The organism is Psychromarinibacter halotolerans (assembly GCF_029168315.1).
Lineage (GTDB): Bacteria > Pseudomonadota > Alphaproteobacteria > Rhodobacterales > Rhodobacteraceae > Psychromarinibacter > Psychromarinibacter halotolerans.
This window is the reverse complement of sequence record NZ_JARGYD010000014.1, coordinates 12818-32432: the sequence shown is the minus strand read 5'-3', so window position 1 is coordinate 32432 and position 19615 is coordinate 12818. Positions and strand designations below refer to the sequence as shown.

Here is a 19615-nt window from a genome sequence, read left to right as displayed (position 1 = left end):
TTCAACCGTGCGCTCTCACCCGAAGCGACGCCCGGCTTCCGTGAAGGTGTACTCGTTCACGATGATCCCCTCCTCGATGGCCTCATCCGAGGTGAGGTGGTCGTATTCAGCCTCAAGCTGGCGGTAGAGCCAGCGGGCCAGATCGCGGAGCGCCTCGATCACGGTCTCCTCGGCGTCCTCGGTGGGCGGCTGCCAGGTCGGACTGTCGCGCGTGACGTCAACGGACATCGTGTATTCATGGTAGTAGCGCCCGCGGTGGTTGACCTCGGCGGCGAGCTGGTAGAAGTTGCGCCGCTGGATGGCCTGCAACCGCTCGGCGATGCCATGCAGCGTCGCGTCCGTGGGCGCATAGTCCCGGATGCGCGCTGCCACACCCTTGGCGTGGGACCAGTAGCCTTCGAAGCACGCCCCGTCACCCTGGCTCCAGAACCCTGAAAACCAGATGCAGGGCTTGGCCCGCGTCCCACCGCCCATCAGGCGGACGGGCGTGCTCTTCAGGCGGATGCCGAGGATTTCGCAGACCCGCTCGAAATCCTCATAGACCGCGTCCCACCAGTCGTCGTGTGGGCCGAGCTCGCGATACCAGCTGCGCGCCTTTTCCTTGGCCGCATCCGAGAGTTCGGGGAACTGGTAGACCGTGGTGCAGATGATCTCAGGCATGTGCGTCCTCCCCGTTCAGCGCGGCGGCCAACCATACCTGGCTGCTGGTCCAGCCGATGGATTTGCGTGAGCCGAGATCGATGACATGCGCGCCTCCACCGAAGGCATCGAGGCGCGGTCGGGAGCAGGTCAGGGCGTGCTGGAAGCCCCAGAGGCCGGTGAGGTCGAGCTCTTCCGCAAGGCGCAGGACGAAGCGGATGACGGCCTCGACATCGCCGTGGTCGTCGTCATGGATCCAGAGAGTGCTGCTCTCGGGCGCGTCCTGGTGCACGAGGTCGAAGCCTGCGACCTCCGGGTCATCGGCGTCCTGATCCGCAGCGCGCAAGCTCTGGAACAGCGCGAGCGCGCGGGCAGCCTTGTCGGGGGTGCCGACGTCGAGCAGGCACGAGAAATGGGTAAAGTAATCCGCCATGGGGACCTCCTGAATGGGGAAGACCCGGCCAAGAGGCCGGGTGCTGGATTGGGATGAGTGGCTGGATGGGGCAATCAGCCGGATGGCTCGTCGCCCGCCGCCTGTCGCGCGGCATGCGCGCAGAGCATCTGCTGGTAGAAGCGCTTGCGTGCGGCCCGGAAGCCGCGCACGGCGCGCGTGTCGGGGTGGAGCGCCCGGACCGCCGCGCGCAAGACAGTGAAGGGCGACGCCGTCACGGGCAGGCCGAGGCGCTGATAGGCCGGATCGGTCATGTCAGGTGACCTCGACCACGGCCGAAGCAAGATCTGGATCGACCAGCGCCTCGATCCGCGTGGTCCGGCCCATCCAGGGCTCGGGCCGGATGGCCTTCACCCAGTCGGCGAAACTCGGGATGAAGCCGAGATCTTCCTTCACATGCTGTTCGCCGACCCAGCGGGTCGGGATGACACGTCCGGTCGAGAGCGTGAGGGTCGGGCCGAAAATCCTCTCGGCCATGAAGATGCCCTCGGCATGGTGGCGCAAGGCCCGGTGCCGAAAATCTGCAGTGATCTCCTTGCTCTGGTCGAACCAGGCATGTACCGCCATGAAATCTTCGACCGAGCCGCCCCATTTCTTCACCGAGGACAGGGCGTGGTGATACGGATGTGCCATCGCCGCCCCCTCAGAAATCGTGCGTGTAAAGTTCGGACGAGGTGTACCGCTCGTTGAACTCGAGATGGATGCAGCGGGCCGCGGCGTCGAAGCAGAATTCGCCCCAGGCGCCGTCGTTGTTCTCCCAGCCGCCATGGGTGTCGGAGAGGAAGTCATAGGCCAGCTGCTCGACGACATCTTCCAGCGAGAGCTGCCGCATCTCGACCTCGGGGTCGTCCCAGGTGAGCGCGGCGTAGTCGATTTCGGTGGCGGGGAAATCGACGGCGGTTTCACCGGACCATGCGCCGATGCTTTCGATCTGGCCGCTGTCCCCAGCACCGTCGAAGGTCACGGTGACATGGGTGATGCCGGCGGCCGTGAGGCCGTCGAAGAGGCGATCCTTGTTGCCGGGGCGCAGCGCTTCGATCCGAGCGGCACGCTCGGCATGGGCCGCGAAGATGTGCGCCATGTCGACGGTCGAGGGCGCCATCGGGGGCGCGAGGGTGGGTTCACTCAGGGTCATCGGGTGTCTCCGGTAGAGGGAAGGGATCGGAGCCTAGCCGGGCGATCTCTCTCTCCCCCGGACGAGCTCCAAATCCCCCCTGCCCGCCTCCGCCTCTCGGGTCTCACGCGGCGACTTGTAGCGCCCGGGCGGCGAAGGCGCGCCAGAGCGGGTCGACGAGCCGCGCATCGAGAAGATCGGCGCGGTGGCGCAGCCGCTGCGCGAGATCGGGCTCACCCCAGGTTGCCGCGCGGCCCGCTTGCGCGCGCAGCTGGCTTGCCTCGGTCACCACGCCCCTTGCCTCGACCGCGCTTGTCACCGGGTGGCACCAGGCGACGGCGTGGTCGCTGGCGGCCCCGGCCAGAACAAGGCGCTCGTCGCGGTCGAGGATTGCCAGGAGCTGGGGCGCGGCATACGGGGTGATCCCCTCGGAATGGTCGATCGCGCCCTGCATGGCCTCGGCCAGCGTCGCGAAGCGGGCTAGCACTAGGGGCGCGGCGCGGCCCGACATCAGATCGGCCGGCGCGCGGCGCGACAGGGTCAGGGCGAAGGGATGATTGGAGTCGGTGTCGCCACTCGGAAAATGCGGCGGGATGCCACGCGCGTCGAGGGTCGCGTGGATCGGCAAGGGCAAGTCGAACATGGGAGTATCTCCGACGGCGCGGGAAGCCTCTCTCCCTGCCTCATCCGTCAATGGCCGAACCGCCGCTCTCTTCCTCGGAGTAGCGGCGGCGGCAGGTCTGCAGAGGCCGTCAGAGCTTGCCGAGCCCCCGCAGGCTCAGCTCCGTCCCGGCGCCGACGATGATGTGGTCGTGCAGCGTCAGCCCGAGGTACTTGCAGCCCTTCTGGATCTCCTTGGTCATGCTGAGATCGGCCTCCGAAGGCGTCGGATCGCCGGACGGGTGGTTGTGGATCAGGATCAGCGCGCTGGCGTTCAGCATCAGCGCCCGCTTGATCACCTCGCGCGGATAGACCGGGACATGGTCGACTGTGCCGGTCGAAAGAAGCTCATCGGAGATGATGCGGTTCTTTCGGTCGAGGTAGAGCACGTGGAAGCGCTCGATGGGACCGCGGACGGTGAGCGCACAATAGTCCATCAGCGCCTGCCAACTGCCAATCACCGGGTTCTGACTGAGGTAGCGGCCGAGGATGTCACGGGCGTCGAGGACGATGGTTTCTTCCTGGGGGGTCATGGGGGTCTCGCTGAAATGCGCAGGCCGAAGCCCCCTGCCCTCTCGGGACGGGGCCAGTGGCATGCATGTGGAAGGGGAAAGCGCGACCGCCGCGCGCGAGGGCGGTCGCGATGTCGAGCCCGGCGTCAGCCGACCCGGTCGAGAAGCTTCTTCGCGCGCCCTTCCATGTCGAGGCGGGCATCCTGCTGGGTCTTGTCGCGGGCAAGCCGCGTGATGCCCTGCACGAAGTCGAAGATGCTCTCGGGCGGGCGGCCCTCTTCCATCAGCACCTTCTCGATGATCTTGCCGGACTCGGCTTTCGAGAAGCCCCGCTTGCGCAGGAAGTCATCCCGGTCCTCGTCCGTCCGCGCGACGATCTGCTGCCGCGCGGCCTTGATGCCGTTTACGAACCCCTGCGGCGAGGAATTGGCAAACCGCGTCAGCGCCGGGGCCGCCTCATGGGCGAAGCGCGAAGCCGCGTATTTCGAGTGGCGGATCTTGATCTCCTGAAAATCCTCGACGCCCCAAAGGTTGCGGTTCTGGCAGACGGCCCGCAGGTAGAAGCTCGCCATGCCGAGGGTCTTGGCCCCGACCTCGGAGTTCCAGCAGTAGAAGCCCCGGAAGTAGAGATCGGGGGAGCCATCCGGCAGCTTTCCCGCCTCGATCGGGTTGTGATCGTCGACCAGGAACAGGAGGACATCGCGGTCCGAGGCATAGAGCGTGGTCGTGTCGCGGCTGATCTCGACATCGGGGTTGTAGACCCCGGTTGACCAGTCGAGCACGCCCGGCACCTTCCAGCGCGTGTCGCCGGTGCCGTTCCCCGCGATGCGCTGCACGGCCTCGACCAGCTCGTAGTCATGGATGCGGCCGTAGTCCGGCCCGGTGACCGCGCGCAGTTCGATGCGACCGTCTTCGGTCTCGAAGGTCTTCACCTGCTCGGCGCGGTGGTTGGTCAGGCCGTATTGCAGGTTGATCCCCGCCAGCGGCGCGGGCAGCTGCCGCAGGTAGGAGGCCGGTGCGCCGACGATGCTGGCAAGCTGGCCGAAAGCCCAGTGCGTGGGCGCGACCGGCTCGTGCGCTTTCGGCAGCATCAGGTGCAACCGCTCGGGGTTGTCGCGCGCCGCCTCGACGCGGATGTCCGCAGTCTGCACCACGCGACTGCGGCTGCGCTCGGACCGACCCTTCACATTGGCCCAGAGGTCATCGAGCGACAGATACCGCTCGTCATCCGGCCGGTTGAACCATTCGGACGACACTCGCCCGTTCCGCTCACCCCGGCTCACATCCACCTTCCAGCCACCAGCCCGCGCCGGCTGAACCGGATCCAGAACTTCCACAACGCCCATCGGCTATCTCCCGTGACAGGCGCCGGAAGCCACTCTCCCAGCCCTCAACCCGTCACCGGGAAACCGGCCAAACTCGGACTCTCAGACACAGGAAGCATATGTTTGTTTCATGGCCAAAATGGAAAACTCCTGTGCTTGCTGTCCAGCGTCAACCTTCACAGTGCGCGACTTGATGCTTTCGTCGCAACTGCCCATCGGCGGTCCCTAATCATAGACTTTCGGAGCCAATTGGACGAAAATTGAAGTTGAGGGGACGGTTTGGGTCTGAGGCAAAATGGGGAAGAGTATGCTCAGGAACGCTTTGCTGCTGGACGCCAAGGGAAACCCGATCCACCAGGATCACAAGGTGTTTTCCGACGACTGGGATGAGATCAAGGATTGGTCGAGCAAGGTCTACATGCCTTATGACGTTTCACCGACGGGGAAATTCGACCGGCCTGTTTCCACGATGCACTCAGCGATGATCGGCCGGATCACCGTCACACGCTTTGCCTATGGCATCCCGGTCAACATCCGCGACTGGTCGCAGGATGCCGGAAACGCCGTGGTGCTTACGACGATCGGGGGCACCGCGCGGCACTGGGTTGATACCGACAACGCGGTGGAAACACCGGTCGGCGGGTCGTTCGTAGTGGATTGCAGCCGCACCGACTACAACGTCGATTTCGATCCCGACCACCTGCAACTGAACCTGACGATCCCTCACCGGGTGCTGGAACAGGTCTGCAAAGACTGGTTCGGCTTTGTGCCCGGCGATGCACTCTGGCAGCACAAGTGCCGGATCGGCGGCGAGAATTCCAGTTGGCTGGCGCTGATGCACTATGTCGTGGCCTGCCTTGCCGAAGCGCCGGACCGCCTGGCGCATGACCGGGCCGGGCGGCATTTGGAACAGACGATCTGCATCCATCTGCTGAACGAATGGGCCGCGAGGGCCGGGCTTGGTCTGGACGATCCGGCCCAGACCCTGGCACCGAAGACTGTGCGTTTGGCCGAGCAATACATGACCGATCACGCGGCCAGCCTGCCGACCATGGGCGAGGTCGCCGCAGTGGCCGGCACGTCAATTCGCAGCCTGACGGCGGCCTTTCGCAAATTTCGTAACTATGCACCGTCAGACTTTCTGCGCGAACAGCGACTGCAAGGCGTGCGGCGCGACCTAATTTCGTCCGAGGCAGGGAAAACCGTCTCGATGGTTGCGTATCGCTGGGGCTACATTTCGCTCGGTGAATTCGCCAAAGCCTACAAGGCGCGGTTCGGGGAACGTCCTTCCGAAACCCTGCGTCGCTGAATATCTGCCGATGGCAGATAGGGCTTTCCGATGGCAGACAGACGGGCTGCCGTTCCCTTCCTAATTTTGGTGCATCCCGTCGAGGAGGACGGGCAAGCGCACTCTGCCATCTCGGCAGCCGACCAAAGCGTGGCGGCGAACATGATGGCTGAGTGGTCATTTGGGAGGATGAACATGAACACATCGCTGAAATCAGCCGCTGACGCGGTTCTGGCGCGGGCGGTTTCCGGCATACCCGGCGTTCCCGGCGTGGTTGCCGTTGCGACAGACGCAAAGGGCAACATCTATGAAGGTGCCGCCGGAAAACGGCACCTCGGCGGATCGGTTGACATGACGACTGACTCGGTCTGCGCCATCTTTTCCACCACCAAGGCCATCACCGGCACCGTCTGCCTGCAACTGGTCGAAGAGGGCAAGCTGGACCTTGACGCGCCGGCCAGCACCTATGCCCCCGAAATCGCCAAATGCCAGGTCATCACCGGGTTCGACGCGTCGGGCAATCCGACCTTCCGCCCGCCCAAGCGCGAAATCACCACGCGCATGTTGCTATTGCACACGGCCGGGTTTGCCTATGACTTCTTCAACGAAACCTATAACCGGTTGGCCACCGACCACGGGCAGCCGTCGGTCGTGACGGCATCGCGCGCGGCGATCACCACGCCCATCCTGTTCGATCCCGGCGAAGACTGGGAATATGGATCGAACATCGACTGGGCGGGACAGGTCGTCGAAGGTATCCTCGGCCAACGTCTGGGTGTCGCTATGCAAGACCGCGTGTTCGACAGGCTGGGCATGACCGACAGCGCCTTTGCGATGCGTCCCGACATGCGGGCGCGTATGGCAACCATGCACCAGCGCGATGCCGCAGGGGTGCTTTCGCCGCTGGTGGACTGGACCCTGCCGCAGCCGCCCGAGATCGACATGGGCGGGCACGGCTTGTATTCGACGGCGCTCGACTACGCCAAGTTCATCCGCATGTGGCTGAACGACGGCAATGGCCCAAACGGCCGCGTCCTGAAACCTGAAACCGTTGCGATGGCTGAAAAGAACGGCCTTGGCGAGTTGAAGATCAAGGGCTTGCCCGGCGTCATCCCTAGCCTGTCGAACTATGCCGAGTTCTTCCCCGGCATGCCGAAATCCTGGGCGCTGACCTTTATGGTGAACGAGGAAGACGCCCCGACCGGCCGCCCCGCAGGCGCGCTGGCGTGGGCGGGGCTGGCCAATCTCTACTACTGGATCGACCGCAAGAATGGCATTGGCGGCTTCTGGGCCACGCAGATCCTGCCCTTTGCCGACCCGGCGTCGGTCGGGGGCTATGTGGACTTCGAAACGGCCGTCTACCGCAACGCGATCAAGGCCGCAGCTTAATGAAATGAACCCGGCGGGTTTCCCCGCCGGGCCCAAGGGGGAGACCCCGTTCCTCAGAACGGGATCTCGTCGTCGCGATCGACCAGCTCGGGGCTTTCACCCTCGGCCGATTTCGGGCGGCTGAGGAAGTCGACCTTCTCGGCGATGATCTCGCAACCGTAGCGGTCAACGCCCGCCGCGTCGGTCCACTTCGTGTAGTGGATGCGACCGTGGACGAGGACCTTCATGCCCTTGTCGCAGTGCTCTGCGACGGTCTTGCCGAGACCGTTGAAGCAGGTGATGCGGTGCCATTCGGTGTCCATGACCCGGTAGCCGTTGTCGTCGCGCAGGACGCGACCTTCCGAGAGGCGCGGCCGCGAGGTGGCCAGGGTGAAGTTGGTGATCTTGGTACCGCTTTGGGTCGAGCGCACTTCGGGCTTTTGACCGATGTTGCCGGCGAGGATGACGATGTTCTGCATTTTGTAGCTCCTGTGTTTCCTGTCGCTGGGACCGTCCCTTCGACAAGACCCGGAAAAAGCCTGTCGGCTGAGGTGTGCACGGGAGACGGAACGTCGACCGGAAACCCCCAGAGGACCGGGGTGGAGCGGGCAGTCCCGAAGGGGCAACACGGCCCGGACTGACGCGGGGTTGCGCGCCAGAGGACGAACAGGCTTAGGGGATTGTCAGTCGAAGGGATGGCACCGGGGATAGGGGCGACCTGGGGCTCTCGCAGAACTCGACCTTCCTGGCCAAGGTAACGGGGTTGAAGCCCTTTCGAGAGCATCGACCCGGCGACTCAAGCCAACCTCATCCCCCTGCCCTATTGCGGTGACCTCCACGGGAGTTGCGATGCTGCAACCTGACGGCTATCCCGGACGCATCATTCAGGACACGAGGGCCCAATGGCTGATTTCAATCTCGAGGCACTGTCGCTCAAGGATCTGCGGCAAATGCAGAAAGACCTCGCCAAGGCGATTTCCACCTATGAGGACCGGCACAAGGCAGAAGCCCGTGCCAAGCTGGAAGCCATCGCCAAGGAGATGGGCTATTCCCTCGCCGAACTGATCGGTGTCGAGGTGAAAACAACCCGTGCGCCAGCCGTGGCGAAGTATCGTCACCCTGAGAACGCGGCTCTCACCTGGTCTGGCCGTGGCCGGAAACCGCAGTGGTTCGCGGATCACATCAATGCGGGCAGAGACCCAAGCGAGCTCGCGGTCTGAAATCGAACCCGAAAATCGCTGAGCCCATCTTACTTTGGTGACTCGGCAGGGGGAAACTCAAAAATGGCCGCATCCGACTTCGGCCCCATCACCCGTGTCGGCAGGTTGGGGTCAGGTGCTTGGCCCCGATGATGCCCCTTGACCAGAACGACTTTGCCGCTTCGGTAGTGCCGCTCATGCTCGGACACCCAATGACGGACAGGGCCGTTCCGCTCCTCAACTGTCTGCCGCTCGAATTCAAGGCGAGCGGTTCTCTCCGCCATATGCGCAGCAGCCTGCGGGCCGATCCGGATCGTCAGATGTGATTTCTGTGCCCCGAGAACCCACGACTTGCCAAACTTGCGGGCAGTCTTCGTGTCCTTGGCGGTGAAGGTTTCAGTTTCTGTCGGGATGATCCCGCCAAGATCCGGTGAGACCAGCATTGCGAACAGAACGTAGGGAATGAACAGGTCATAGCCGGTCTCAACCTGGTGCACCGTGCGGCGACCTTGGATCATTTCCATCGTATCGCCGCTCCGCACGCGGAAATCGACAACGGATCGGCTCAGCTCGACCTCGACGTCGTCATAGTTCAGCTGTCCGGTCGGTGTCCGCTTGACGAGCAGTGCGCAGATCGGATCGACGACACGCGAGTTCTCGTGGCGGTGGAACATCGTAATGCGCAGATGACCCTCGTTGCGGTCGTCCAGAAGGTAGCCGCGCAGGCCCGTGCCCAAAGGCTTTTCATCGTGCCTGGTCACAAGTGAAGCGCGCTCAAATCGCGCAACGCCCAGCTCGCGATCGTCGAACTCTACCCAAACGACGGGAGCGGGAAGCTTCACCTCACCGAGGATCGCCATGGCAGGCACCCCAGCTTCCTCAGCCTGTTTCGAGACGGCATCGTGAAGCGTGTCAGTGTAGGCGGCTGCCAGGTGATCGAGCAGGAATACCTTGGCCTGCTGTAGCGCATCGAGCGCGTAAACTCGGAACTGCCGCAGGTCGTCGGACGGTGTGAAGTGCCAGATCAAATCGTCTTTGGGAACCGACTTACCCGCGAGCGACGAACCGTATAATGAAATCAATGATTTATAGAGCATTCCATCGGCCCTCGAACCGTCCTGATCAGCTTCCGACGAACACCTTCGATGATCAAGCGACTTTCATGGACGCTGCGCCGACCACTTGTCGGCTCCTCCGATCGGTCGACCGGAACGGTTTACCGGCGAAAGGCCCAGATCGGGGCCACCGCCCCGATGCCGAGCCCTCGTCGGGGCCGTGGGCGTCATGCCCACGGATCGACCTCAGCGATCACTTGCACCTCGTCGCCGTCGATTTCATCGGCGGGGACGGCGCCGAAGGTTCCATCCCCGGCCTGGAAGACGACGATCGAGACCATGAGCGTGGCGGCGAGGGAGGCGGCGAAGGCGTGAGCATCTTTGCGGGACATCTGTTTGGCTCCTGTCTTGGCGGCGGGGGACCATCCCCCGCGCGACAGGACCCCGCAGGCCCGAAGACTGGCTGACATCACCGGGTGCGTTCGGCTTGCCCGAATCCGCCCGGCGGCACGGGCTCGCCCGTAGTCCGACCCCTCGCGGGTTGATCTCGAAGACGGGATTCGGGGCAAGGAAGGGAATGGCGAGCGGGGGATGGTGCCCCAACGTAAGGAGCCGATTGTCCCGTTGATGCTTGGAACGCCGCCAGCCTCCCGGGCAGGCTCTTGGTTCAAGACCTCCGTCTTTGGGGGATGGATCCTTTGGCGCCCCGCGATTTCGCGGGACGAGGGTCTGGTCGGTGAGAGGCCCGCCTTTCGGAAGGCCCCTCACGCATTGTCAGGGCTCAGGCGGCCAGGTCCGCGCCCCCTGCCCTGTCGCCGTCCTCGGCACCGACGATCTCGAGCCGCGCGTTTCGGTAGCCCTCCCGTGCGATCCAGAGCTCGGCCGCGGTGATCGATTCCGCCAGATGCAAGAGTTCGGTGTTGCCGCCGAAGTCCAGCAGCACGCGGACCTGCCCCAGGTGTGGTTCCTCGGCGACCTCGAAGACCAACCGGCTATCCGCCGAATGGCTGCGCATGATCGTGACGAGGATGACCCCGTCCGAAGAGAAGTTGCCCTCATGCAGCGTGAAGGAGGCCGGTGCCGTCCAGGTCGGATAGACCCGCGGCGGTTCCTTCTTCACAAGGCGGCCGACGCCGTTCGAACGCTCCCAGGCTGCCAGCTTCTTGGCGAAACGTGCCGGCGGTTTGGGACTGCCGTCGGTATAGCGGATCAGCGCCCCGAGTGAGGCTGTGTCGATGATGGTTGTTGCAGACATGATTCCTCATCCTGAATGCGAGCGGTCGCATTCATCATATTGATATTGCTGTATTTTGTGAGAAATAGGGGGCGGGTTACCCCGCCCCCCGGATGGCTCAGATCACTCCGCGGCCATCATCGACGCGTCGCCGTTCGGCAGATCGGCCGTCAGGAAGGCCGGGAGATCGATGTCTTCGGGCTCACCCACATCGTCCCCCTGCCCTTCGGCGAGACCCTCGCCGTCGTGCGCTGCCAGATCGGCCCGGCGCAGGACCTCGGGCAACCAACCGCTGCCCTTGAGGAGCCGTTCGGCTTCGCTCGCCATCTCGCCCTTCTTCAGGTGGTCGAGAAGCTGCGCAGTCCCCTCCCCCTTCGCCTCACGCACGGCCTCGAGGATCCGGGCCTTGGGCACGCGGTTGAGATAGCCATCGACCGTCGGCTCCCAGCCTGCCTCGACCATGTCGAGATCCACTGCGCGGGCCACGAGATCGGCATGGGCCATGCGACGAGTCAGGCCACTGGCGGAGATGCCCGCCCCATAGGGGTTCACCTTCTCATGGAGTGCGTTGATCCCGAAGCTGAGGCAATGCGCCAGCAGAGACAGACGGCTGCCCTGGTCGAGGACCGTCAGATACTCCCAGAGCGCCGCATCGTCGCCTAGGGGCAGATCGGCCTCCCAGGCCGCATGGCGCTCATCCACCAGCTTCGCCACGATGCTGTCCTTCAGATCGGGCGCCTGTGCCGACATGTAGACGTGGCGCACCGAGGCTTCGAGGCAGCTGCCCGAGGCCGAGGAGGTGCGGAAGGTGTCCGTCACCAGCTTCAGGAGCAGAAGCGTCAGCGCCACGTCAGGAGAACGCCCGACAGCCTCGCGCAGCGCGAGGGTCCGGTGGGCCGTCAGTTCCATGACCAGCCGCTCGGGCAACGGCTTGAGTGCGCCGTCGTCCTCATCGTCGGTCTGTTCAGAACCGATCGGCTGACCACCCGAAGTGATGACGGTGCCCCCAGCGGAGGTCGCCGACGGGTTCCAACTGGAAACACCGACCTCATCCCCCTGCCCCATGGCATCCGCGCCACCACCATCCTCAACCGTGGGCTCCTCGCGCGGCTCGTCCTCGGGTCGGACATAGCCGCGATAGACAGCCAGGCTGCCATCCCGATCAAGCGTGACGAAGACGCCCGCGCGCCCGACTTCGGCTGGATCGTAGATCAGCGGTCGCTGTTCGAGCGCTACCATCGCCATCTCGAGCTGACCGAGCCGGGCATCGATCTCTTCGGGGTATTCGTCCTGGCCGGAGTATTCCTCTTCCAGCGCACGATACTCGGCGAGGAGTAAAGCGTGGGCCGCGCTTTCCTCCTCGGTCATCGGCGCGGGATCACCGGCCAGACGCCGTAGACCGTGGCTGTAGCCATAGGGCAGGTCCGTCGCGACCTCTATCCACTTCCAGCCCTCGGTGGCCAGCGCCTCGGCTTCTGCCCGAAGCTTCTCGGCCACCAACCGGTCAAGAAGGGCAGGGTCCTCGAGCCAGCCACCGTCATCGCCCTGGAAGAGATCGCGCAGCACAGCACCGCCCGCCGCCTCATAGGCATCGACGCCGACGAAAACCGCGCGACGATCCGAGGCCCGGACAGAGGTCTCGGTCAGCATACGCCGGATGGCATAGGGCTCCTTATTCCAGGAGTTCTTCACCGCATCCCAGACCTGCACCTGACGCGCGTGATCCGGGTTCACCGTGAACGCCATCAGCTGTTCGAGCGTCATGCCATCCTCGGCATAGACCTCGAGCAGGGCAGGGGCCACGGAGGCGAGCTTCAGGCGCTGCTTGACGATCTGCGGCGTGACGAAGAAGGCCGCTGCGATCGCTTCCTCGCCCTGACCCTTTTCGCGCAGGGCCTGAAACGCGCGGAACTGGTCCAGCGGGTGCAGGGCGACGCGCTGCATGTTCTCCGCCAGCGAGTCGTCCTCGGCGAGGATCTCCGACGTCGCATCTCGCACGATGCAAGGGATCGGCGCGGTCTTGGTCAGCCGCTTCTGCTTCACCAGCAGCGACAGCGCCTGGAAACGACGGCCGCCGGCCGGGATCTCGAACATGCCGGTTTCGACACCATCGGCATCGAGCACCGGCCGGACGTTCAGACCCTGCAGCAGGCCGCGCCGCGCGATGTCTTCGGCCAGTTCCTCGATCGAGACGCCTGCCTTGATGCGCCGTACGTTGGACTGGCTCAGCACGAGCTTGTCGAAGGGGATGTCCCGCGAGGGGGACAGGATGACTTTCTGGGCTGCTTTTGACATCAGATCTTCTCCGCGACGGTCGCCGGAAGCCACTCTTCCGATCTCACTTCCCGTCACCCCTCAACCCACCAACCTTTTCCTCTATCTGCTGGTTGCTCATCAGACGGCGCAGAGAGTTCACAGCTGTGAACTTCATCGATTGGGGCGCCGACGGGGAGAATGTTCACAGCTGTGAACATCACGCCGCGCTTCGCCGGGACATCAGTGCCATGACCATCGGCCCGCAAGAGAACTCGCCCGCTGCAGCTTTGGAAGTGAGCGCGCGCAGGTACCCCCCGGGCGATCGGATGTTGGCAAAGCGTTCCAACATGGCGACGACGACGATCGACGCCTGCTCTGGGCCCATGAACCGCTGCGCTTCTTCCCAGGCGGATGCACTGATCCCCATGGCAGGCCGGACGTGGCACGCCGCGTCGAAAAGCTGGTGCCAGTGCCGGATATCGCCTTGGTAGAAAGTTTTGAGGGAAGGGCAGGCGGCAAGTACCAAGTGAAGCGGGATTTTTGGGACTGGTCGTGTGTCGGATTCTTCAACGTCAGCAACAGGTGCGTCCGTTTCATCATCTGGCACGCCGGCCGCCGCCCCGCCTTTTTCTAAGGCAGGTTCAAGATCTATAGATTCTTCATTTGAATTATGATGGTGACGCTCAAAACGGGCATCCTTGGTGTTCATTTCTTCTGTTTCAGGGCCGTCAATGACGTTGCGTGCATGATCGAGAAGAGCTTCGAGGTCGGCCTGATATGCGGAGAGCTCCTCTAGCGTAAGTTTGCGGCGAAGGGCGCGAGCCGTGAGGGCGGCCTTGTTGCGAAGCTGGTCCCAGAGGCCAAGGCCTGGCTGGATCTCCTCCCCGAACTCCGCCAGGGCGGCGAGGTCGCGCCGCATGAGGCTGACGACCTCCCTCAACCGCCTGACACGCTCCTCGGCCTCACGCACGGCCTCTGCGGCCCGCGCGATCTCCTCGGACCGGCAGTAGAGTGGCGAGAGGTCGAAGCCGAAAGCCACACGTTCTTCGCCGTGTTTGCGGACATAGCGCTTCCCGTTGGGACTGTCGCGTCGCATCAGCAAACCGGCGTCAACGAGGCGGGCCAGGTGACGGCGCATCGTGGAGCAGGGCATGCCATTCAGCCGCTCGCAGATCGCCTTGTTGGAGGGGAAGACGACCATCTCGGCGTTCCCGCCAAGCGCATCATCGGGAAAGAAGCTGAGCAACCCCTGCAGAACTGTCAGATCGCGCTCGGAAACCCCAAAGGCAGCTTGCGCCTTGGACAACTCACGCAAGAGCTCCCACTTGTTGACGGGCTTGCCCGGAACGGATGCCTCGGGCCGCTCGATCACGCGCAGATGGGCGTGAGAGATCGGCCGCATAAACGGCGAAATCGGTGTGTACTCCATGATGTCAGTTCACGAAGGCACAGAAAAACCGCTCCGCGAATCACATATGACTTGCGGTTTGCGCGCTGGCCCACTACCTTGAAGGTGCTAAGATCAAAGTTGGGGTCTCGTGGAGCGCAAGCTTTGCGGGACCTTTTCTTTAGCCTGTATCGTGCCTCCTTCTTGTTGCTGCTCTACCTCTCTTCATGTCTCGCGTTTCCAGCGGTCATGAAGCTCTTCGAGGACGTCCTGCGCACGGGCGTCGAGCCACTGCGCAAAGGCATCGTCCACATCCGTAAGATCCAGCCTTAACGCCCGGCCTGACCTCTTGATCGCTCCCACAGGCGCGCCATCGATAAGAAGCGCCGTCGCTTTTGGTCTAGGCTTCCGGCCAGGAGAAGAACCAGTGTTCCTCTTCAAATGACGGACAACGGCCTCAAATGCCGCGACCGAAGGATCAACCCGGGGCGCGTCGTCGGCCTGCTCGCTAGCAGCCGCTTTGCCACGGGCATCAATCGCAACCTGGCACAGCGCGTCCATGCCCATGCCTACGTTAGACAGGTCTTTCGCCAAGGACTCCCATCTGGGACGCCCGATGCCATGCGCCGGTCCGATCGCATGGGCCAAGGCAGTGCCGACCGCCTTGGCAACCGAGATCGACATCGAAACCGCAGAACGGGTCACGTTCAGCACTTCGGCAATCTGAGCCTGCGAACCAAAGCCGTTGTCGAGCAGTTCCTGCGCAAAGAGGGAGCGTTCGATATAGCTGAGGTCGCGCCTGCCGGTGTTTTCGGAAACTTGGGCGCGCAATGCGGCCGTATCGTCAAGGTTCGCGATGAGCGCTCGAACCTTCTTGACCTTGTCGGAGGCACGAATGGCCTCAAGACGTCGGCGTCCATAGACGAGGAGATAGCGATTGGCCTCGGTCGGGTGGCGCCTTACGAGGATGGGGACGGTCTGGCCGTTCTGCTCTATCGATGCGCGAAGGTCATGCACATCCTTGGGGTCGAGGCGATCCGAGTACCTTTCGTCCTCGATCTCAACCGGATCGAGTTCCCAGACATGGTGAGCATCCACGGCATCACGCGCAGAGCGGAGCGCCCGATTACTTGACATCATGCTGCCCGGGGCAGGGGGCGTGCCCGCCGCCGCCAAACTGTCGAGCATGGACATGCGCTTTTTCTTGCTGTCGGTCATTAGCGCCCCCACGTCTTCTGGATGAGCTGGGCGATCTCATCGTTGACGGCGTTCAGGCTTTCGATTGCCCGGTCATAGGTCGTCCGGGTGAAGGCGCTCCTTTCGACCTCGTACAGGGTCTGCTTGGTCAGGCCGGCATCCGAGATGGCCGTGGACTTAAGCATCGGAGCGTTCAATACCTTGTCTCCGTACATCGTCCGCAGGAATGCGACGATACGGTTCTGTGGCGCATCCGTCGGTTCGTAGCGGGTCAACAGATAGCGCATCCAGTCATGCGACATGTCGGCTCCGCTATCGGCGATGACATCCATGAGGTCGGCCGTCATTCTGAGGAACTGGCTCATCGACATCACGTCGAGCATCTCGGGATGGATCGTCACAAGAACGCCTGTCGCGGCCGATAGCGCGGACATCGTCAAGAACCCGAGTTGCGGAGGACAATCGATGACGACGACGTCATACTGATCGTCGACCTGTGCAAGCGCTTCCTTCACGCGGAAGAAGAACAAGCCTGCGTTGCCGCGAGAAAGTGCCCGGGGCGTTTCGTGCTCGAACTCCATGAGTTCGAGGTTTCCGGGAATCAAATCCAGGTTCGGTATGTAGGTCTTGCGGATGACCTCTGCGATCGGGACCGGATCTTCATACCGGATCGCATCGTAGAGTGTGCCACCATCAAGCAGGTCGAACTCTGGCTGAACCCCATGCAAGGCCGTAAGCGATGCCTGCGGATCAAGGTCGATTGCCAGGACACGGTACCCCTTCAGGGCCAACCGTTGAGCGAGATGCGCCGAGGAGGTCGTCTTGCCGGACCCACCCTTGAAGTTCATCACGCCAATGATCTGAAGATGGTCTCCAGCGCGGCGACCAGGCAAGTAATCGCCCGGCTTGCGAGCCGTTTTCTCCAACAGGATCCGCAAGTTATGGATGTCTTCTGCAGAGTAGTGCCGCCGGTTCCCTGATGAGACCTCTGGCGACGGTCCCTTGCCATCGAGGTGAAGTTTTCTGAGGTATGAGTCATTGACGCCCAGGAGTGCAGCAGCTTCACCCGAGGTGAATTTGCGCATAGTCTTGGAAGCGTCGGGCGGGAACAGGCTCTCACGCTGCGAATGCAGTTGGGCCGCCAATAACTCGGAATGCTGCCGGATGACGGCGTTCAAGTCTTCTGGTGTATCGACTTTGCTCATCTGCCCTCGCGCGTCCGTGGCGTGTTCACGGATTTCGGCGTTTAGCCGCCCTTTTCCGTGACTATTGCCGGAGGAGACAGATTCGCGCAAGCCTTTTCCACATCTAGTGTCTGAGCGTACAGAAAGCACAAGCACAGTGGGCCTCGCTGTCCAAGCTTTCTCTAGCGTTCACGGGGATGTAGCCTTCTCGACGTCAGGGGTCGCGGGAGGTCAGGATGAAGGTCGTGAGATGGGGCAACTCCCTGGCGGTGCGCCTGCCCGTGAAGCTGGTCAGAGAGCTCGGCCTCGTGGAAGGTGACCGCATCGCCTTGATCCGTGAGCATGATGTTCTGCGGGTTCATCGCTTGCCGCGCACCCACGAGGTGATGGACAGTTTGCGAAAGTTCCGCGGCCGACTTCCCGCCAACCAGCGCCTTGGCCGCGATGATGCTCAAAGCCGGTAAGGGCCACTTTCTGCAAGGGTGGGTGGGTTGTCCTTGGCTGAGTGAGACGCGGCGCAGCGTGGTAACGGGTCTTCAACGCACGTTGCGAACCCTAAAGATTGCGCAACTGCTCCACGGCGGTGGCCAAAGGCATTGCTCTCAGCCCGTCACCTGCCGGCACCTCCCGTTCACCGGCATAGACCAAGATCTTCCGGTCGGCCTTGATGTCATCGACCGACAGGTGGAAACCACGCGACACCTTGGGTGTTGTGGTGCGCTTGATCTCGATGGCCCAGATCGTATCACTGGGAAACCGCAGAACAAGGTCAAGCTCGGCCCCCGCCGAAGTTCGGTAGAAGAAGGGTTCGGTCCCAATCGGCGCGGCGGCGATCAGCGTTTCGATGCAGAACCCTTCCCAGCTTCCGCCGATCACCGGATGCCCCAGCACGCTTTCCAGCGAACCAAGGCCAAGCAAGGCATGGACGAGACCGCTATCCCTGACAAAGACCTTTGGCGACTTGACGAGGCGCTTGCCGGCATTCTCGTGCCTAGGCTGCAGGCGCCGCACCAGCATGAGATCGACGAGCAGATCGAGGTACCGTCCTACCGTCTGACCCGAGACACCCAGACCCTCGGCCAGTGCGGCTGCATTCAGCAGTCCACCCTGCGCATGCGCCAGCATCGTCCAGAAGCGGCGCAGCGTGGCGGCCGGGATGCGCGGCCCAAGGGCAGGGATATCCCGTTCGAGGTAGGTGCGCAGGAAGTCCTCGCGCCAGGCCAGGCTGTTCTGGTCACTATCTGCCTGGAAGCTGTCAGGGAAACCGCCTCTCAGCCACAGGTCGTTCATTCTGTCCTCGCCGACTTCGTCCAGCAGCAGCGGCGGCATTTCGATGTAGCGAACACGCCCGGCGAGGGACTCGGCCGATTGGTGCAGAAGCACATTCGATGCAGATCCAAGCAGGAGGAACTGCCCTGTGCGGGCCCCCTTGCGGCGGCGCATGTCGATCTGTCCGCGGAGGGTCTTGAACAGGTCCGGCATCTGCTGGACCTCATCAATGATGACGAGCTTGCCGACCTGTTCGTCCAGATACAGATCGGGCTCCGTCAGGACCCGTCGATCTGCGTCGCGTTCCAGATCAAGGTACACGGATGGGCGTTGTCCAGCTATCTCGAGGGCGAGGGTGGTCTTGCCAACCTGCCGAGGCCCCAAGAGGACGACAGCCGATTGAGCGTCGAGGGCGGATTGAACGGTCTGAGTAGCATGACGGTGATACATACCTTGCAATTACTCTACGTCATGGAAGATTTACAAGGTTAATGTGCTCAACCCAGCAAGCCAAGCCTCTCGGCGCGCTCTAGGAGCATCTTCACCGATGAGGGTTGCCAGCTTGTCCGCCCACGGGGCGTGCGCTCCCGCATCGCTTCAAGCCGGGTACAGATCGCCTGAAGCGTGATGTCGGGGTCCGCGCCCCTGATGGCGGCGACGATTGCGGGTAGGCGGTCGTCGGTCTCGCGGCGGCCGGCGCGCGCGAGCACAGTCTCGGGCAGAAAGCCGTCGCGCACATAGGCTTTCACGGCACGAAGCAAGCGACTTTGCGTCCATTGGCGCTCGCGGGGCAGGGGGCCGTTGACGATGCGCAGCACGTCCTCCCAGGCCATGTCGGGCCGCAGGCGGCGGACATGGGGCACCCAGTCCTGCGCCGTCTCGTTCAGCCTCTCCATATAGCCGTCCTGCCGCGCCAGCCTCACCTTGCGCAGCGCCGCCGGATCCCGCGCGCGCAGGCCCGGGTTGCCGCCGACCCTGCCTTTGGTTCGTGCGCTGGCCAGGCCGGCCTTCGTGCGTTCGCGGATCAGGGCGCGCTCAAACTCAGCTGCGGCGCCGAGGACCTGGAGGGTGAACTTACCCTGCGGGGAGGACGTGTCGATCGGATCGGTGAGCGATCGGAAGAAGGCGCCCTTCGCCTCCAGCCGTTCGATCACCTCGAGGAGGTGGGAGAGCGACCGCGCCAGACGGTCGATGCGCACCACCACCAGCGTGTCTCCCTTGCCGATCCGCTCCAGCACCCGCGCCAGCACGGGCCGCGCGCGGTTTCCGCCCGAGGCCTGCTCCTCGTGGATCTCGACGCAGCCTGCGGATTTCAGGGCCTGCGACTGGGGCAGGGGGGTCTGATCCTCCGTCGAGACGCGCGCATAGCCGATCAGGGACATCAAAACAGGCCGTTTGCAGTTTCATATACCAGCAATAAACGACCGTTTGTAAATGAATGCAAGGGCGCGCTCTGTGGCGCTGTTCATCAGAAAGC

Annotated in this window: 22 protein-coding genes; 4 read left to right on the top strand and 18 right to left on the bottom strand. The window is 63.3% G+C overall.

What is annotated here, in order from left to right; translation table 11 throughout:
- Nucleotides 1-15: 15 nt before the first annotated feature.
- The 8 genes from P1K30_RS22125 to P1K30_RS22090 form a co-directional block, all read right to left on the bottom strand.
- Nucleotides 16-660, bottom strand: coding sequence for an antitoxin of toxin-antitoxin stability system (locus tag P1K30_RS22125; protein WP_275634959.1), 645 nt, complete (start codon nt 658-660; stop codon nt 16-18).
- A complete protein-coding gene (locus P1K30_RS22120) occupies nt 653-1072 on the bottom strand; it encodes a hypothetical protein (RefSeq protein WP_275634958.1) in 420 nt (139 codons plus the stop codon). Before P1K30_RS22120 ends, P1K30_RS22125 begins: the two co-directional genes overlap by 8 nt.
- A gap of 74 nt (nt 1073-1146) precedes the next feature.
- On the bottom strand, nt 1147-1344 hold the full coding sequence (locus tag P1K30_RS22115) for a hypothetical protein (RefSeq protein ID WP_275634957.1): 198 nt from the start codon (nt 1342-1344) through the stop codon (nt 1147-1149).
- Nucleotide 1345: 1 nt separating this feature from the next.
- Complete coding sequence (locus P1K30_RS22110; RefSeq protein ID WP_275634956.1) at nt 1346-1723, bottom strand: DUF6915 family protein; 378 nt, start codon at nt 1721-1723, stop codon at nt 1346-1348.
- Between the two features lie 10 nt (nt 1724-1733).
- Nucleotides 1734-2225, bottom strand: coding sequence for a DUF6878 family protein (locus P1K30_RS22105; protein ID WP_275634955.1), 492 nt, complete (start codon nt 2223-2225; stop codon nt 1734-1736).
- A gap of 103 nt (nt 2226-2328) precedes the next feature.
- Entirely contained in the window at nt 2329-2847 is a 519-nt protein-coding gene (locus P1K30_RS22100) for a DNA repair protein RadC (RefSeq protein ID WP_275634954.1), read from the bottom strand.
- Between the two features lie 109 nt (nt 2848-2956).
- Nucleotides 2957-3397, bottom strand: coding sequence for a JAB domain-containing protein (locus P1K30_RS22095; RefSeq protein ID WP_275634953.1), 441 nt, complete (start codon nt 3395-3397; stop codon nt 2957-2959).
- Between the two features lie 125 nt (nt 3398-3522).
- A complete protein-coding gene (locus P1K30_RS22090) occupies nt 3523-4722 on the bottom strand; it encodes a DUF932 domain-containing protein (RefSeq protein WP_275634952.1) in 1200 nt (399 codons plus the stop codon).
- 301 nt (nt 4723-5023) lie between these two features.
- Here P1K30_RS22090 and P1K30_RS22085 point away from each other — a divergent pair, with 301 nt between their 5' ends.
- Nucleotides 5024-6010: an AraC family transcriptional regulator gene (locus P1K30_RS22085; protein ID WP_275634951.1), complete on the top strand. Its 987-nt coding sequence runs from the start codon at nt 5024-5026 to the stop codon at nt 6008-6010.
- A 174-nt stretch (nt 6011-6184) separates the two neighbouring features.
- On the top strand, nt 6185-7378 hold the full coding sequence (gene acmB / locus P1K30_RS22080; protein WP_275634950.1) for a methyl acetate hydrolase AcmB: 1194 nt from the start codon (nt 6185-6187) through the stop codon (nt 7376-7378).
- A 53-nt stretch (nt 7379-7431) separates the two neighbouring features.
- On the opposite strand, the gene P1K30_RS22075 is transcribed toward acmB, so the two are convergent.
- Nucleotides 7432-7836: a single-stranded DNA-binding protein gene (locus P1K30_RS22075; RefSeq protein ID WP_275634949.1), complete on the bottom strand. Its 405-nt coding sequence runs from the start codon at nt 7834-7836 to the stop codon at nt 7432-7434.
- A 423-nt stretch (nt 7837-8259) separates the two neighbouring features.
- Here P1K30_RS22075 and P1K30_RS22070 point away from each other — a divergent pair, with 423 nt between their 5' ends.
- Nucleotides 8260-8577 (top strand): H-NS histone family protein, encoded by a 318-nt coding sequence (locus tag P1K30_RS22070; RefSeq protein ID WP_275634948.1) that lies wholly within the window; start codon nt 8260-8262, stop codon nt 8575-8577.
- 29 nt (nt 8578-8606) lie between these two features.
- Here P1K30_RS22070 and P1K30_RS22065 read toward each other — a convergent pair whose 3' ends face one another.
- The 7 genes from P1K30_RS22065 to repA form a co-directional block, all read right to left on the bottom strand.
- A complete protein-coding gene (locus P1K30_RS22065; RefSeq protein WP_275634947.1) occupies nt 8607-9653 on the bottom strand; it encodes a hypothetical protein in 1047 nt (348 codons plus the stop codon).
- A gap of 185 nt (nt 9654-9838) precedes the next feature.
- Nucleotides 9839-10003, bottom strand: coding sequence for a hypothetical protein (locus P1K30_RS22060; RefSeq protein ID WP_167384016.1), 165 nt, complete (start codon nt 10001-10003; stop codon nt 9839-9841).
- A gap of 389 nt (nt 10004-10392) precedes the next feature.
- Nucleotides 10393-10866: a hypothetical protein gene (locus P1K30_RS22055; RefSeq protein WP_275634946.1), complete on the bottom strand. Its 474-nt coding sequence runs from the start codon at nt 10864-10866 to the stop codon at nt 10393-10395.
- A 102-nt stretch (nt 10867-10968) separates the two neighbouring features.
- Nucleotides 10969-13140, bottom strand: a complete 2172-nt coding sequence (locus P1K30_RS22050; protein WP_275634945.1) for a ParB/RepB/Spo0J family partition protein — start codon at nt 13138-13140, stop codon at nt 10969-10971.
- A 178-nt stretch (nt 13141-13318) separates the two neighbouring features.
- Nucleotides 13319-14530, bottom strand: coding sequence for a plasmid replication protein RepC (gene repC, locus P1K30_RS22045; protein ID WP_275634944.1), 1212 nt, complete (start codon nt 14528-14530; stop codon nt 13319-13321).
- Nucleotides 14531-14713: 183 nt separating this feature from the next.
- A complete protein-coding gene (gene repB, locus P1K30_RS22040) occupies nt 14714-15706 on the bottom strand; it encodes a plasmid partitioning protein RepB (protein ID WP_275634943.1) in 993 nt (330 codons plus the stop codon).
- Nucleotides 15706-16890, bottom strand: a complete 1185-nt coding sequence (gene repA, locus P1K30_RS22035; protein WP_275634942.1) for a plasmid partitioning protein RepA — start codon at nt 16888-16890, stop codon at nt 15706-15708. Before repA ends, repB begins: the two co-directional genes overlap by 1 nt.
- 215 nt (nt 16891-17105) lie before the next feature.
- Here repA and P1K30_RS22030 point away from each other — a divergent pair, with 215 nt between their 5' ends.
- Entirely contained in the window at nt 17106-17333 is a 228-nt protein-coding gene (locus tag P1K30_RS22030) for an AbrB/MazE/SpoVT family DNA-binding domain-containing protein (protein WP_275634941.1), read from the top strand.
- Nucleotides 17334-17424: 91 nt separating this feature from the next.
- Here the strand turns inward: P1K30_RS22030 and P1K30_RS22025 are convergent, their stop codons facing one another.
- Nucleotides 17425-18588, bottom strand: coding sequence for an ATP-binding protein (locus tag P1K30_RS22025; RefSeq protein ID WP_275634940.1), 1164 nt, complete (start codon nt 18586-18588; stop codon nt 17425-17427).
- A gap of 47 nt (nt 18589-18635) precedes the next feature.
- Nucleotides 18636-19520 carry a recombinase family protein gene (locus P1K30_RS22020; RefSeq protein WP_275634939.1) on the bottom strand — a complete coding sequence of 295 codons (885 nt, stop codon included), beginning with the start codon at nt 19518-19520 and terminating at the stop codon, nt 18636-18638.
- Nucleotides 19521-19615 lie beyond the last annotated feature (95 nt).

Excerpts from the sequence above, each read along its gene's own strand:
- P1K30_RS22125 (WP_275634959.1), bottom strand. The coding sequence starts at position 660 with ATGCCTGAGATCATCTGCACCACGGTCTACCAGTTCCCCGAACTCTCG.
- P1K30_RS22120 (WP_275634958.1), bottom strand. The coding sequence starts at position 1,072 with ATGGCGGATTACTTTACCCATTTCTCGTGCCTGCTCGACGTCGGCACC.
- P1K30_RS22115 (WP_275634957.1), bottom strand. The coding sequence starts at position 1,344 with ATGACCGATCCGGCCTATCAGCGCCTCGGCCTGCCCGTGACGGCGTCG.
- P1K30_RS22110 (WP_275634956.1), bottom strand. The coding sequence starts at position 1,723 with ATGGCACATCCGTATCACCACGCCCTGTCCTCGGTGAAGAAATGGGGC.
- P1K30_RS22105 (WP_275634955.1), bottom strand. The coding sequence starts at position 2,225 with ATGACCCTGAGTGAACCCACCCTCGCGCCCCCGATGGCGCCCTCGACC.
- P1K30_RS22100 (WP_275634954.1), bottom strand. The coding sequence starts at position 2,847 with ATGTTCGACTTGCCCTTGCCGATCCACGCGACCCTCGACGCGCGTGGC.
- P1K30_RS22095 (WP_275634953.1), bottom strand. The coding sequence starts at position 3,397 with ATGACCCCCCAGGAAGAAACCATCGTCCTCGACGCCCGTGACATCCTC.
- P1K30_RS22090 (WP_275634952.1), bottom strand. The coding sequence starts at position 4,722 with ATGGGCGTTGTGGAAGTTCTGGATCCGGTTCAGCCGGCGCGGGCTGGT.
- acmB (WP_275634950.1), top strand. The coding sequence starts at position 6,185 with ATGAACACATCGCTGAAATCAGCCGCTGACGCGGTTCTGGCGCGGGCG.
- P1K30_RS22075 (WP_275634949.1), bottom strand. The coding sequence starts at position 7,836 with ATGCAGAACATCGTCATCCTCGCCGGCAACATCGGTCAAAAGCCCGAA.
- P1K30_RS22070 (WP_275634948.1), top strand. The coding sequence starts at position 8,260 with ATGGCTGATTTCAATCTCGAGGCACTGTCGCTCAAGGATCTGCGGCAA.
- P1K30_RS22065 (WP_275634947.1), bottom strand. The coding sequence starts at position 9,653 with ATGCTCTATAAATCATTGATTTCATTATACGGTTCGTCGCTCGCGGGT.
- P1K30_RS22060 (WP_167384016.1), bottom strand. The coding sequence starts at position 10,003 with ATGTCCCGCAAAGATGCTCACGCCTTCGCCGCCTCCCTCGCCGCCACG.
- P1K30_RS22055 (WP_275634946.1), bottom strand. The coding sequence starts at position 10,866 with ATGTCTGCAACAACCATCATCGACACAGCCTCACTCGGGGCGCTGATC.
- P1K30_RS22050 (WP_275634945.1), bottom strand. The coding sequence starts at position 13,140 with ATGTCAAAAGCAGCCCAGAAAGTCATCCTGTCCCCCTCGCGGGACATC.
- repC (WP_275634944.1), bottom strand. The coding sequence starts at position 14,530 with ATGGAGTACACACCGATTTCGCCGTTTATGCGGCCGATCTCTCACGCC.
- repB (WP_275634943.1), bottom strand. The coding sequence starts at position 15,706 with ATGACCGACAGCAAGAAAAAGCGCATGTCCATGCTCGACAGTTTGGCG.
- repA (WP_275634942.1), bottom strand. The coding sequence starts at position 16,890 with ATGAGCAAAGTCGATACACCAGAAGACTTGAACGCCGTCATCCGGCAG.
- P1K30_RS22030 (WP_275634941.1), top strand. The coding sequence starts at position 17,106 with ATGAAGGTCGTGAGATGGGGCAACTCCCTGGCGGTGCGCCTGCCCGTG.
- P1K30_RS22025 (WP_275634940.1), bottom strand. The coding sequence starts at position 18,588 with ATGTATCACCGTCATGCTACTCAGACCGTTCAATCCGCCCTCGACGCT.
- P1K30_RS22020 (WP_275634939.1), bottom strand. The coding sequence starts at position 19,520 with ATGTCCCTGATCGGCTATGCGCGCGTCTCGACGGAGGATCAGACCCCC.